The 13,112-nt window shown below is 69.1% G+C and carries 11 protein-coding genes; 3 read left to right on the top strand and 8 right to left on the bottom strand.

Going from position 1 to position 13,112, the window contains the following annotated elements:
- The first annotated feature begins 149 nt into the window (after positions 1–149).
- Complete coding sequence (locus ACQPXM_RS39705; protein WP_432943139.1) at positions 150–893, top strand: SDR family NAD(P)-dependent oxidoreductase; 744 nt, start codon at positions 150–152, stop codon at positions 891–893.
- A 44-nt stretch (positions 894–937) separates the two neighbouring features.
- Here the strand turns inward: ACQPXM_RS39705 and ACQPXM_RS39700 are convergent, their stop codons facing one another.
- The 6 genes from ACQPXM_RS39700 to ACQPXM_RS39675 form a co-directional block, all read right to left on the bottom strand.
- On the bottom strand, positions 938–1,810 hold the full coding sequence (locus ACQPXM_RS39700; RefSeq protein WP_432943138.1) for a galactose-binding domain-containing protein: 873 nt from the start codon (positions 1,808–1,810) through the stop codon (positions 938–940).
- Between the two features lie 10 nt (positions 1,811–1,820).
- Positions 1,821–3,404 carry an alkaline phosphatase D family protein gene (locus tag ACQPXM_RS39695; RefSeq protein WP_432943137.1) on the bottom strand — a complete coding sequence of 528 codons (1,584 nt, stop codon included), beginning with the start codon at positions 3,402–3,404 and terminating at the stop codon, positions 1,821–1,823.
- Between the two features lie 84 nt (positions 3,405–3,488).
- The gene (locus ACQPXM_RS39690; RefSeq protein WP_432943136.1) at positions 3,489–4,301 is read right to left on the bottom strand and encodes a hypothetical protein; all 813 of its coding nucleotides are present in this window, start codon (positions 4,299–4,301) and stop codon (positions 3,489–3,491) included.
- A gap of 85 nt (positions 4,302–4,386) precedes the next feature.
- Positions 4,387–6,549, bottom strand: a complete 2,163-nt coding sequence (locus tag ACQPXM_RS39685; protein ID WP_432943135.1) for a heterodisulfide reductase-related iron-sulfur binding cluster — start codon at positions 6,547–6,549, stop codon at positions 4,387–4,389.
- Positions 6,550–6,619: 70 nt separating this feature from the next.
- A complete protein-coding gene (locus ACQPXM_RS39680; RefSeq protein ID WP_432943134.1) occupies positions 6,620–6,955 on the bottom strand; it encodes a DUF6204 family protein in 336 nt (111 codons plus the stop codon).
- Between the two features lie 195 nt (positions 6,956–7,150).
- Complete coding sequence (locus tag ACQPXM_RS39675) at positions 7,151–10,000, bottom strand: M36 family metallopeptidase (RefSeq protein ID WP_432943133.1); 2,850 nt, start codon at positions 9,998–10,000, stop codon at positions 7,151–7,153.
- Positions 10,001–10,291: 291 nt separating this feature from the next.
- Here ACQPXM_RS39675 and ACQPXM_RS39670 point away from each other — a divergent pair, with 291 nt between their 5' ends.
- A complete protein-coding gene (locus tag ACQPXM_RS39670) occupies positions 10,292–10,711 on the top strand; it encodes an RbsD/FucU family protein (RefSeq protein WP_432943132.1) in 420 nt (139 codons plus the stop codon).
- A 44-nt stretch (positions 10,712–10,755) separates the two neighbouring features.
- On the opposite strand, the gene ACQPXM_RS39665 is transcribed toward ACQPXM_RS39670, so the two are convergent.
- Complete coding sequence (locus ACQPXM_RS39665; protein WP_432943131.1) at positions 10,756–11,958, bottom strand: S53 family peptidase; 1,203 nt, start codon at positions 11,956–11,958, stop codon at positions 10,756–10,758.
- Between the two features lie 205 nt (positions 11,959–12,163).
- Here ACQPXM_RS39665 and ACQPXM_RS39660 point away from each other — a divergent pair, with 205 nt between their 5' ends.
- Positions 12,164–12,679, top strand: coding sequence for a hypothetical protein (locus ACQPXM_RS39660; RefSeq protein WP_432943130.1), 516 nt, complete (start codon positions 12,164–12,166; stop codon positions 12,677–12,679).
- Positions 12,680–12,733: 54 nt separating this feature from the next.
- Here ACQPXM_RS39660 and ACQPXM_RS39655 read toward each other — a convergent pair whose 3' ends face one another.
- The gene (locus tag ACQPXM_RS39655; RefSeq protein WP_432943129.1) at positions 12,734–13,111 is read right to left on the bottom strand and encodes a DUF779 domain-containing protein; all 378 of its coding nucleotides are present in this window, start codon (positions 13,109–13,111) and stop codon (positions 12,734–12,736) included.
- Position 13,112: the final 1 nt, after the last annotated feature.

Genomic DNA, 13,112 nt, shown 5'->3' with positions numbered 1-13,112 from the left:
CGTCATGATGACGTCACTGTCAACCTCCAGTGATGTCATTCTGTCGCCGTCGTGCTGTCACCGGCACAATGGGAGCAGTCAACGAGAGGGGACCACCAGTGTCCAGAGGAGTACTCGTCACCGGAGCGTCCCGCGGGGTCGGAGCCGAGGTGGCCAGAGTCTTCGCCGCGGCCGGCGACCGGGTCGTGCTGCACTGCCGGGGAGCCGTCGACCGCGCCGAAGCGGTCCGCCAGGAGCTCGCCGGCGACGGGCACGGAGTGGTCTCCGCCGATCTGGGCGATCCGGCCCAGATCCCTTCCCTGGTGGAGAAATCAGCCGCTGTGCTCGGCCGGGTCGACGTCCTGGTCAACAACGCCGCGCTGTACGTCGACGAGCCCGTCGCCGGATCCCGCCGGCTCGGTCACCCGATCACCGAGACGCCGTACGACGAATGGGTGGCGGCCTGGCGCCGGACGCTCGCGGTCAACCTCGAGGGCGCGGCGCATCTGACCTGGTGCGTGGCGCGGCAGATGATCGACCAGGACCCGGCCGACGGCGTCCGGCGGGGCGCGATCGTCAACGTCGGATCGCGCGGGGCCTACCGCGGCGAGCCCGACGTCCCGGCGTACGGGGCCTCGAAGGCGGGGCTGCACGCGTTCGGGCAGTCGATGGCGGTCGCGCTGGCGCCACATGACATCACCGTGACGTCAGTCGCGCCCGGATTCATCGCCACCGACATGACCGCACAGCTCCTGGACGCGCCCGAAGGCGACGCGATCCGCGCGCAGAGCCCGTTCGGCCGGGTCGCCACCGCCGAGGAGGTCGCGGCGGCCGTCCACTGGCTCGCCTCGCCACAGGCGGTGTGGTCGTCCGGCACCGTGCTCGACCTCAACGGCGCCTCGTACCTGCGCTGACCGCGTAGCGTCCGAAGAGCCGCGCACGGTTCTTCGGACCCGACTCACGAGCCGTAGACCTCGAGCTCGACGATCCGGGAATAGCTGTTGCCGTTGCCCGCCAGCGCGAGGATGCGAACGGCGTCGGCCGCGACGGGGGCGAAGGTCGAGGTGACGTGGCCGAGGGTGTTGCCGCGGACCTCCGCCACCGTTCGCCAGCCGTCGCTGCCGGAACGGACCTGGACGTCCCAGTCGCGCAGCCCGTTCGTCGCCGCCGGGTACTTGACCGAGTCGAGGGTGTAGAGCTCGACGCGGCTGATCGTGGTCGAAGCGGCGAGTGCGACGTCGTAGGTGTCGGGGAAGGCCGCCCGGGTGCCGTCGTTCCAGCCGGTCAGGGTGTCCCAGTGCTCGGAGTCCTTGTCGCCGTCGACCGCGCCGCAGACGGCGAAGTTGCCGTGTGTCGAGGAGGCGGTGGCCTGCTCGCCGAGCGCGACGTTGCTGCGGGGCGTCTTCGGCGGCAACGGCTCGACCTGGACCGGGACGGAAACCTTGGTGCCGTCGGCCTCCAGGTCGATCCGGTACGTGCCGGGCTCGGCATCCCGCGGGACCCGGACCTCGACCGGCGCGCTCACCGGCTGATCGGGATCGGTGGCGGGAAGGTACGACGAGAACACCTCGCGGGACAGCTGCAACGGACCGCTCGCGGCGAGCGTCAGGTCGGCGTACCGGCTGTCGGGTTCGGTGTTGGTCATGGTGAGGTCGAGCCGGGCCGGGAAGCACGGCAGACCGACGACGCTGAGCTGCCGCGGGTTGGTCGTCACCTGGACACCGGCGGGCTTGCCGCCCGGCGAAGTCGTTGCTGTGAGCATCGAAAAGGTGGTGGTGGCGACCACGGTCGCGGCGACCGTCGCGGTCAGGGTGAGGGCGGTGCGGGACATCGGGAGCTCCTCAGACTGTCTGGATTCCGGGGCGGCCGTCCTCGACGAGGAGTTTCGCGCGGGTGCTGACGGTGCCGTTCGGGACCGTGACCCGGTCCACCACGCGGAAGTCGGAGATCCACTGCCGCGGCGTGATCGTGCAGCTGACGTAGCCGCGCTGGAAGTTGCCGTACTTGATGTGCGGGTTCTCGCGCAGCAGCGTCAGGCCGCCCGCGTCGTTGTCCATGCCGTCCAGCCCGGACGTGATCGACGTCCCGACGAACTCGCTGCCGACGGTCGGGGAGTCCGGGTCGGCGAAGTCCAGCTTGAGGTCGGAGGCGACGCTGCGGTGCAGGTCGCCGCCGATCGAGACCAGGTTGCGGACCTTGCGCCGGTACGCGCCGCCGAGCACCCGGTCGCGGGAGGCGGCGTACCCGTCCCAGGTGTCCATCGGGACCAGGATCTCCGGACCGTCCTTCACGTCCAGCTGGGCCAGGGCGTTCTGCTGGGCGAGCACGTTCCAGCGCGCGCGGGACGCGGTCCAGCCGTCGAGCAGCCAGCGTTCCTGCGCGTCGCCGGTGAGCGTGCGGGCCGGGTCGAGCGACTCCGGGCCGGGCGGCTTCGACCCGTCGCCGTACGCCTGGTCCGAGCGGTACTGCCGGGTGTCGAGCACGCTGAACTCCGCCAGGCGTCCGTACCGGATTCGGCGGTAGAGCTGCAGGTCCGGACCCTTGGGCAACTGGGCGAGCCGCAGCGGCATGTGCTCCCAGTACGCGCGGAACGCGTTCGCGCGGCGTACCAGGAACTGCGCGGGCGGCGCGCTCGGGTGCGCTTCGTCGGCCCAGTTGTCGACCACCTCGTGGTCGTCGGTGGTGACCACCCAGGGCGCCGACGCGTGCGCCGCCTGGAGATCGGGGTCCAGCTTGTACGACGCGTACCGGTTGCGGTACTCGTCGAGCGTGACGGTCTGCCGCGTCACGTAGTCCTCGTTCGAGTGCGGCCGCACGCCCCGGTCGATGCCGAACTCGTAGATGTAGTCGCCGAGGAAGAACACGACGTCGTGCTCGCGCCGGGCCAGATCGGCGTGCGCGGTGTACCAGCCCTCCCACCAGGCCTGGCAGGAGGCGAAGGCCATCGTCATCACCGGAACGTTCGCGTCGTACGCCGGGGCGGTGCGGGTCCGGCCGACCGGGCTGTAATGACCCGCGACGCGGAAGCGGTACCAGTAGTGCCGCCAGGGCCGCAGACCGCGGACGTCGACGTGCACGGAGTGGCTGGCCTCGGACCGGGCCTGGGTGGCGCCGTGCCGGACGACGCGCCGGAAGTGCTCGTCCTCGGCGACCTGCCACTGCACCTCGACCGGACGGCGGTCCATCCCGCCGAAAGGCGCCAGCGGCTCGGGAGCGAGCCGGGTCCAGATCACGACCGCGTCCGGCAGCGGATCACCGGACGCGACGCCGAGCGTGAACGGATCACGCCGGTCCGGCCGGCCGGTCGCGCCGGCGTCGGCCCGCTCGATGTCGGGCAGGGCGCCGGTCAGCGCCAGGGCGGCGGCCGCACCCGTCACGGTCAGGAACCCGCGCCGGGTGCTGCCCAGCAGCTCACTCGTCGTCATCGGAACACCTGACCAGGTGCGGTGGTCGCACCCGTGTCAGGTAATCGACGAACCGGCGAACCGGGGACTACGAAAGATGGTGACTCAGCTGACGACGTTCTTCGCCGCCGGTGCCTTGATCGAGACCGGGGCCGTCGTCGGGTCCATGGTCATCACCATGCTGATGCCCATCAGGTCGAAGGAGAACCGGCGGGCCATCTTGTCGTCGTCCATCCAGAACGAGTACGTCAGCGTCTTCGGCGCTCCGGCCGGCACCTTCTGCTTCAGCGCCTTGAAGGCCACGGCGGCGTCGATGCTCAGCAAGTAGCGATCCAGTTCCACCCCGCCGATGGTCTCGGTCCGGACGAATTTCACGCCGCGCAGCGCGCCCTGGAAGGACTTGAACGTCTTGGTCGGGTCGCCGTTGCCGGCCAGCTTCCTGAACTGGGCCATCGACGGGTCGGACGAGTCGATCCGCACGTACTTGCCGGCCGGGGTCACCCCGGGGATCGACATGTACAGCGACTTGCCGACCGCAACGATCTTCGCCTTCTTGCCCTCGAACGCCGCGCCGGTCATCGTCATCGACATCGCCGGCGGCTTGGTCTGCTGGACTCCGGTGATCGTCGTCAGCACCTGCCCGCCGGCCGTCATCTTGCCGGTGATGCGGTAGCTCTTCTGCTTGGCCAGAGCGGTGTTCATGGCCGGCAGGAACGTCACGCGGTTCAGGCGGACCGGCGCGGGCGCGACCTTCTGCGGCGCGGCCGACGGAGCGGCCGACGGCGTGACGACCGGCGTGGGCATGCTGTCCGTTGTCGCGATGACCGCCGAGTCGTTCGAGCCGGCACCGCACGCGGTGGCGCCCAGGATCAGCGGCAGGGCGGCGACAGCGGCAGCCGCCCGTGCACGAAACCTCACAGTGTTCCCCTCCCAGGGTGAATCGAGACGCCGGATGCTACGGGCCTCGACGGCACCCTGGGAAGGGAGTTGCAGCTAGTTACAGTCAGCTCTCGCCGCGCTTGACCGAGGCGAGCAGCAGCTGGGCCACGTCGTTCACCTCGACCTCTTCGCGCGCTGTTCCGTCGGCCTGCTTGGCGGTGAGGCCGTCGGACAGCATCACCCGGCAGAACGGGCAGCCGGTGGCGATCTTGTCCGCGCCGGTCTCGACCGCCTCGGTGGTCCGGTTCACGTTGATCCGGCTGCCGATCTTCTCCTCCATCCACATCCGCGCGCCGCCCGCGCCACAGCAGAACGACTTCGTCTTGTTGCGCGGCATCTCGGCGTACTCGGCACCGGGGATGATCTCCAGCAGTTCGCGCGGGGCGTCGTACACCTGGTTGTGCCGGCCCAGGTAGCACGGGTCGTGGTAGGTGATCTTCTGCCCGTTGAGCGTGCTGTCGGCCGGTGCGACCGGGGTCAGCTTCTTCTCCCGGACCAGCCGGTTCAGCAGCTGGGTGTGGTGGATGACGTCCAGCTCGACGCCGAGCTGGGAGTACTCGTTCTTCAGCGTGTTGAAGCAGTGCGCGCAGGTGGAGACGACCTTCTTCGCGCCGGTCTCCTTGAACACCTCGGCGTTCTGCATCGCCAGCTGCTGGAAGACGAACTCGTTGCCCGCGCGCCGGGCCGGGTCACCGGTGCAGGTCTCGCCGTCACCCAGTACGGCGAAGCTGACGCCGGCGATGTTCAGCAGCTCGGCGACCGCCTGGGTGGTCTTCTTCGCCCGGTCCTCGAAGGCGCCCGCGCAGCCGACCCAGAACAGGTACTCGACCTCGGCCAACGTCTCCACGTCGGTGCCGACCTGCTTGACCTCGAACGGCAGGTCCTTGGCCCAGTCCATCCGGCCCGACGGGTTCATGTTCCACGGGTTGCCCTTGTTCTCCAGGCCCTTGAACAGCCCGTTCAGCTCGGACGGGAACGACGACTCGATCAGCACCTGGTAGCGGCGCATGTCCATGATCGCGTCGACGTGCTCGATGTCGACCGGGCACTGCTGCACGCACGCGCCGCACGACGTACAGGCCCACAGGGCGTCCTCGTCGATCACCGCGACGTCGGGCGAACCGACCAGCGGGCGCTCCATCTCGGCCTGGACCAGGTCGGGCAGCGACTTGCGCTCCTCGTCGGACGAGGCCAGCAGGTACGGCGCCTTGGTGTAGGCGTTCTCCCGCAGGTTCATCACGATCAGCTTCGGCGACAGCGGCTTCTCGGTGTTCCAGGCCGGGCACTGCGACTGGCAGCGGCCGCACTCGGTGCAGGTGGTGAAGTCGAGCAGGCCCTTCCAGGTGAAGTCCTCGACCTTGCCGACGCCCAGCGGCGAGTCCTCGTCCAGCTCCTCGATGTTCTCGAAGTCGATCGGTTTGCCGCTGACACTGATCGGCTGCAGGGCGCCGAGCGCCGTACCGCCGTCGGCCTTGCGCTTGAACCAGATGTTCGGCCAGGCGGTGAACCGGTGCCAGGCCACGCCCATCGTGGCGTTCAGCGAGATCGTGATCATCCAGGCGAACGAGATCAGGATCTTGATCATCGCGACCAGGTAGATCGCGTTCTCCAGCCGCGACTCCGGCCAGCCGGCGACCGCCTCGCCGACGAACCAGGTCAGCGGGAAGTGCCAGCGCGACGCCTCGCCCAGGTGCGAGGCCAGGCCCCACTCCAGGGCGCGCAGGGCGAGGATGCAGATCACCACGCCGAGGATCGTGTACTCGACGTAGTACCCCTGCCAGCTGCGCGAGCCGAAGAACCGGCTGTAGCGGCCCTCCGGCCCGGTCGGCCGGTGCCGCAGCCGGATCACGATCAGGCCCAGGATCGTCAGCAGGCCGGCCCAGCTGAGGATCTCGGTGACCCACTCGAACACCACCCAGTGCCCGACGATCGGCAACGCGAAGTGCGCGTCGAACAGCTGCCCGAACGCCGTCACCAGACTGAGGATCAGGCCGACGAAGCTGGCCGCGACGAACCAGTGCAGCACACCGATGTGACTCCACTGCAGCATGCGGGTGTGCCCGAGGGTCTCCCGCAACATGGTCACGGTCCGCTGCCCCGGATGGTCGGTCCGCCGGGCCGGCTGCCCCAGCTTGATCACGGAGACGATCTGTCCGATTGTCCGCCCGAACAACGCGACTCCGACCGCGGCGATCGCTAGCGAGACGACGATGGCGAGGATCTGCATACCAGCGATGTTATTGGTTGGTTACCGACGAGTCATGTCGGTGAGGGGCGCATCACGCGCGTGTTCCGTCTCACTTCCGTCGCTTCACCTTGATGTCGTCGAGGCAAGTCGCCGTCGTCCGCAGCCGCTGATGCTCCAGCCCGAGGCCGTCCAGCAGCTCCAGAGCAACCAACGCACCGGTGTCAGCAGCCTCCTGATCAGACCGATCCGCCGCCTGAACAACCGCACACCGAATGGTGAAAGGCCGAAGCTCGGCGTCGTAGCTCAACGTCCCGGCCTCGGTGTAGTCGGCCATCAGCAGGTCATGCTGATCGAGTTCCGCGCGAAGCTTCTCCCGCTGCGCTTCGGTCAGATTCTGAAACTCCCCGCGCGTGACGACCCGGTAGGTGCGGACCTCTGAACTCATGGCTGGGACTGTAGTGGTGGGTGCGGCGCAGGTGATCGCGATTTTCCACAGACGACGGAGAGCTCGGTCGCCGGCCGCAACCGTCCGCGACCCAACTCTATTTTGTCTTTCTCTTCTCTCTTTCTGTTCTTCATCTTGTACGCCGAAGGGCCCGGCCGATGGGATCGGCCGGGCCCTTCGTCTACCTGCTGGGTACTACTTCGTGCCGAAGACCTGCAGTTCGGTCATGTCGGTGAACTGGCAGCCGCCGTAGGCGCCGGCTGGGCAGTTCGTGGCGAAGTCGGGGACCTGCGGGCTGAGCATCCAGAAGCGGACGTACTGGACGTTCGTGGTCGCCGCGGACGGGGTGAGTTCGGTGTACTTGCCGCGGTTGGCGGCGGTGAACTCGCCCTCCTGGGCGGTGGTCCAGGTGGTGCCGTCGGGTGAGGTCTCGATCCGGTACTTGCCGGTCGAGGCGCTGCCCGGGTCGCCGCAGGTGTTCGACGGGTCGACCGAGAACTTCGACACCGTGACCGCCGCCGGCAGCTTGATGTCGATGTGCTTCGGAATCATCACGCCGCTCGGCGTGCCGTTGTCGTCACCGGTGGTGCTGCCCCAGCCGGTGCCCTGGCTGGAGTCGATCGCGTACGCCGGGCCGCAGGCCGGGGTGAAGTCCGGGCCGTTGAAGTCGACGACCGAGCCGCCGCCGGAGGCCGCCGCCCAGTTGCGCCGCGGCGCGAAGTTCGCCGTGGTGCCACCGGCCGTGACGGTCAGCGGGTTGCCGAGCAGTTCGTAGCCCGCACCGGACACGACGAACTTGCCGTACTTGCCGGGGAAGACGTTGTCGATCGCGTAGCTGCCGTCGGCCTTGGTGACGGCCGAGTAGTCACCGGCGTACCCGGAGGCGTGACCGCCGATGAAGACCAGCGCGCCGGCCACCGGAGCGCCGGTGTCCTTGTCGGTCACCGTGCCCTTGATCGTGGTGGTCGTACCGGTCGGCGGGAGGTGGAAGTCCTCGACCGGGTGCGCGTCGCCGCCGTCCAGGACACCGGCGTACCAGCCCATGCCGCGGTTGGCGAAGACCTGCCAGATGATCTTGGCGTTCTTGCCGCCGGAGGCGATCAGGTCGGCCTGGACGATCGCGTTGCGCATGTCGAGCATGGTCGGGTCGTTCGCGGACAGCTCCATCGCGCGGGTGATGATGCTCAGCGCGTAGGTCCGGCCGAAGCGCTCGCGCAGGTCCCACAGGGTCTGCGCCCAGACCTCACCGGAGGAGTGCACCTCCGGCGTACCGCCGATGGTCGGGAAGTCGCCGTAGGTGTAGCCACCCTGCGAGCCGTCGATGCCGACACACGTCGGCGCCTTGGCCTTCACCCGGCAGTCGTTCGCCTGGGTGCGGATGGTGCCGCCGCCGGTGACGTACTTGCCCTCCATCACCTCGCCCGGCGCGGTGGTGTCCTTCTCCAGACCGTGCGAGACCAGGTAGTCGAGCGCGTAGAAGTCGCTCCACGCCTCACCCATCGAGCCGGCCTGGATGCTGTTCAGCGTCGAGTTGCCGGTCGCGTCGACGACCAGGCGGTTCGACAGGCCGTGGGTGTACTCGTGGTACAGGATGTCGGCCGCGTTCGACGAGCTGCTCGGCACCGTGGTGTTGTCGCCGGCGGTTCCGAACAGGTACATCTGCATGGTCGGTGGGGTGCCGTCCGGCGGGGTGTTCATGTTCGCGTTGTTGACGTGGTTGCCGTCCGGGCCGCCGTCGGCACCGGTGGCCGCGCCGTCCAGCGCGTTCAGCAGCACGGGGTCGCCGCCGGCGGCCTCGAAGTTGCCGGCCGCCGCGGTGAAGCTGATCGGCGGCTTGGCCAGCCAGTCGTGGAAGTTGCTGGCCAGGTAGAAGCCGTTGGTGACGTCCTGGTTCATGTTCGTCTTCCAGGAGTCCGGCTTGGCCGGGTCCCAGGTGCAGACGAACGTCGCCGAGCACAGCGGGTTGGACTGGAACGGCACCAGCTTGTACTGCGACGAGTTCGGCGTCCCGGGGACCTTGACCGTCTCGCCGGCGTTCGGCTGGTTGTCGTCGTTCACGTCGGCCCAGGCCGCGACCGAGGTGCCCTCGAGCAGCGTCTTGGCGTTCTTCGGCAGCCACTTGTTGTAGATCAGGTTCTCGGTACGCTGCGTGCCGCCCTTGGCCGCGCCCGGGTAGTTGTCCTGCACCAGCGCGTCGCCGACACCGTCGCTGGACAGGTCGCGCCGGTACAGCAGCGCGCCGGTCTGGGCGTCGATGACGTGGGTGTAGATCAGCGAACCACCCGCGTTGGTGTACGTCGACCAGCCCTTGCGCAGGCCGTCGGCTGTGTGGAACCAGACCGGCTTGGCCCAGTCGCCGTTGCTCCAGGTCGTGGTCGTGCCCGACGCCTTGGCGGTGGCGCTCTTCGCGGTCCCGCCGACGTCCTCGGCGGCGGCGCTGCGGGCCGCGGCGGCGGTCAGCTTCGCGGCGGCCTTGCGGGTCTGCGCCTGCGCGACCAGGCCGGCCACCGGCGCGCCCTGGACGGAGACCAGCTTGCCGTCCTTGGTGACGTTGGCCTTGACGCCGTTGCCGAACACCTCGAGACCGTCGACCACCTGCACCCAGGAGATGTGGTGCGTGCCGAGGTCGTCGACGTAGTCCTTGCGGAGCTTGAGGGTGCCCAGGTCGGACTCGGACAGCTTGAAGACCTCGGGGTGCGCCTTGATGTAGTCCAGCGCGACCTGGGTGGCCTTCTTCGAGCTCGTGGGGGTGAGGAAGCCGTTGAGCTTGGTCACCTGCGACGGCGTACCGGTGTTCTCGTCGATGCCGACGATGCCCTGGCTGCCGAGCGAGTCGCGGAACTTCTCCGCTGCCGGGGTGTCCTTGCCGACCACCTTCGCGGCGCGCGCGAGGCTGGCCCGCGAGCTCGGGGTGCGGGCGTCGAAGTTGCCCTTGCGTTCCTTCGAGGCGATCGACGGGCTGTGCTCGTCGCCGGCGTCGGGGGTGGCGGTGGCGGCCGAGGCGCCGCCGCCGGCGGTCACGGCCAGTAGGGCGGTGGCGGACACGGCAGAGACTGCCAGGAGCCCCCGCCCTTTGCCTGAAACTTTCACAGCAACGCTCCATGAAGTTGTCTGCGCGAGTCGCCCTCCACGACTCGTCCGGGCCGACCCTAAGCGTCCGCCCGTGCCGGGCGGAAGAGAATTGGGCACAAATACGTCGAGACGAGGGTTGTCCTTCGTGTGCGCCACGGAACGGGCAGTGACCAAGAATGGTCGCGCTGAGCAACAAGTCGAAAGCACAGCGTGTTCACCTCTACGCTGAGCCGGTATCGTCGCCGAACTCCTGCGAGGACCCTGGTGCTGCGTTACCCGCTGATCCATCCGCCGTTGCTCGGGGCCCTGGCCCGGGCCGGCCACGGCTCCGTCGTACTGCTTGCTGACGGCAACTACCCGTACGCCACCGCGGTCGCGCCGGCCGCCGAGACGATCTGGCTCAACTTGCGACCCGGCCAGATCCCGGTGGACGACGTACTGGAGACGCTGCTCGGCGTCGTACCGGTGGAGGCGGCGCGGGTGATGGCGACCGGGACCGGCGAGGAGCCGGACGTCTACGAACGCTTCCGCGAGCTCCTGCCCGGTACGCCGCTGCAGCCGCTGTCCCGCGCCGACTTCTACGCCACCGCCCGCGGTCCCGAGCTGGCCGTCGCCGTCGCGACGGGCGAGCAGCGGTTGTACGCGAACATCCTGCTGACCCTCGGCGTGGTCAACGCGTCCTGACGACAGCAAGGGCGAACCCCGTGGGGCCGCCCTTGCTCGTTGGCTCAGAAGGCGCCGGCGCCGTTCGGCGTACCGAGTCCGGTGGGTCCGTCCCAGCCGGTGCGAGCCGTGCACCACTGGCTCGTGGGGCAGGTCCCGTTGCTGCCGCTGGTCACGTCGAACAGCGCTGTCGGATTGGTGTACGGAAGCGAGTTCGCGTAACCGGCGGTGTTGCCCGACAGCGCGTAGACGGCCGCGATGATCGGGGCCGACTCGCTCGTGCCGCCGAACTGCGCCCAGGTCGAGCTCGACTTGGTGGTCGGGTAGTAGATCGCCATGCCACCGGTGTTCGGGTCGGCGGCCGCGGAGACGTCGGCGCTGGCCCGCTTGGCGCAACCCGTCCCGTACGCCGCGGCCACGGCGAGCGCGGTGTTGTACGCCGAGCAGCCCGACCCGGCGCCGCTCCACGCGGTCTCGGTCCAGCCGCGGGTCGTGCTCGACCGGGCGAGCGACGTACCGCCGACTCCGGTCACGTACGCCGAGGCTGCCGGGTACGGCGCGCCCTGGTAGCCCTTGTCGCCGGTCGATGCGGTGATCGCGATGCCCGGATGGTTGTAGTACGAGCCGTAGCTGGCGTCGGAGACGTCGCCGCCGCTGTAGCTGTTGGAGATCGCGACCACGCCGGGCTGCTTCGACGCGGTCACGACGGCCGTGCCCAGGTCGGCGAAGCTCGCGCTGTTCGCCTGCACAACGAGGATCTTCGCGTCCGGTGCGGTGGCCGACACGGCGTCGACGTCGAGGGCCTGCTCACCGGCCCAGCCGGCGTCGAATCGCGGCGCGGTGGTGCCGCCGGTCTGGTTGATGACGCGCAGGCAGCCGTTGGCCGTCGTACAGGCTGGAAGGCCGAACTGGGCGCGGTAGACGCCGAGGTCGCGTTCCAGGTTCGGGTAGCCGTAGGCGTCGACGATGGCGACGGTTCGGCCGGCCGCGCTGAGGCCGGTCAGCTTGTACGCGTCGCGGAGGCCCGCCGGTGTCAGACCGGTCGCCGGTGGGGTGGTGGTGGCCGGCGTGACGCCCTTGTCGTCCACGAGTTTGAGCGCGTTGCAGGTCGCCGCGTGGGCGGAGGCCGGGGCCGCGCACAGCTTCGCGGCGTGCTTTCCGGCGGTGTACGGGGAGGGCGCGGCGGCCGCCCCGGTGAGCTGGACGGTCAGTCCTGCGACGGCGAGTGCTCCGGCGCCCAGGGCGGACACGAGAATCCGTTGTCTCAACAGAACTCCTCGAGCTGGGGGTTGGTGCCCGAAATCGTCCGCCCGCTCACGGTACGGAATCCAGCGATCACAGCCACGACAAATGTCATGGGTCAGCTACGCACCAAGCCTCGCCGAGAGTCGTTTTTCTGCAGAAGCACGGTGATTTTCCGCATTACATCCGACCCCGAAGGATTCCCCCTGACTTCACCTGTACGGTCGGTTCATGCAGCTCACCGACCAGGCGGCCGCGCTCCAGGCCGAAGCCTTCCGGCTCCTCGACCAGCTCGACCTGGCCACGGCGTTCCCCGGCTACGGGCCGCCGCAACTCATCGGCAGCGCGAGGTCGGGGCTGCTGGTACTGCGCGATCTCGACGTCATGTTCGACGCGCCGGGTGCCACGACGAGCGGCGTACTGGCCGGGCTGGCGGTGCTGGCCGAGCGGTGTGAGCTGCTGTCGGCCGACGTGCGTGACGAGCGCGGTGATCGACGGCCGACGCCGCGGCTGACCGACGAGCGGTTCTACGCCGTACTGGAGGTGGGGGAGTGGAAGGTCGACCTGACCTTCTGGATCCACGAGGTCGAGCGGCCGCAGGTAGCGGCTGCGGTGCGGTTGCAGCGGATCAGCGGCGAGCAGCGCGAGGCGATCCTGCGGCTCAAGCACGAGTGCCCGGGCTATCCCGACCTGATCGGTGGGACCGACATCTACGCCGCCGTACTGGAGCACGGCGTACGGGCATGACAAGAGTGCCGGCCGTCCGGCAACGCCACCGGACGGTCGGCACTCGCTTGGGGGTTACAGCAGGCCGAGCTCCCTCGACTCCGCGTCGCTGAACAGGCGGGACCTGATCAGGAACCGGACGCCCTCGGGGGCCTCGACCGAGAAGCCGCTGCCGCGGCCCTTGACCACGTCGACGGTCAGGTGGGTGTGCTTCCAGTACTCGAACTGGTTGGCCGACATCCAGAAGCCGACCGGCTTGTCCAGGCCGTCGACGACCAGGTCGCCCAGGTGGACGTCGGCCGCTCCGGTCCTGAACTCGCCGTCGGGGTAGCACATCGGTGAACTGCCGTCGCAGCAGCCGCCGGACTGGTGGAACATCAGCGGCCCGTGCAGCTCGGTGAGGCGGCGGAGCAGGTCCGCCGCCGCCTCCGTGTACGACACCCTCTCGACCATC

Origin of the sequence: Kribbella sp. CA-253562, assembly GCF_050942265.1 — a bacterium.
Lineage (GTDB): Bacteria > Actinomycetota > Actinomycetes > Propionibacteriales > Kribbellaceae > Kribbella.
The sequence above is the reverse complement of the archived record's forward strand: the minus strand, read 5'-3'. Positions and strand labels throughout refer to the sequence as shown.

Bases quoted from the DNA above. Each gene is read 5' to 3' on its own strand.
- ACQPXM_RS39680 (WP_432943134.1), bottom strand. From the start codon at position 6,955: ATGAGTTCAGAGGTCCGCACCTACCGGGTCGTCACGCGCGGGGAGTTT.
- ACQPXM_RS39660 (WP_432943130.1), top strand. From the start codon at position 12,164: ATGCAGCTCACCGACCAGGCGGCCGCGCTCCAGGCCGAAGCCTTCCGG.
- ACQPXM_RS39655 (WP_432943129.1), bottom strand. From the start codon at position 13,111: ATGGTCGAGAGGGTGTCGTACACGGAGGCGGCGGCGGACCTGCTCCGC.
- ACQPXM_RS39695 (WP_432943137.1), bottom strand. From the start codon at position 3,404: ATGACGACGAGTGAGCTGCTGGGCAGCACCCGGCGCGGGTTCCTGACC.
- ACQPXM_RS39685 (WP_432943135.1), bottom strand. From the start codon at position 6,549: ATGCAGATCCTCGCCATCGTCGTCTCGCTAGCGATCGCCGCGGTCGGA.
- ACQPXM_RS39700 (WP_432943138.1), bottom strand. From the start codon at position 1,810: ATGTCCCGCACCGCCCTCACCCTGACCGCGACGGTCGCCGCGACCGTG.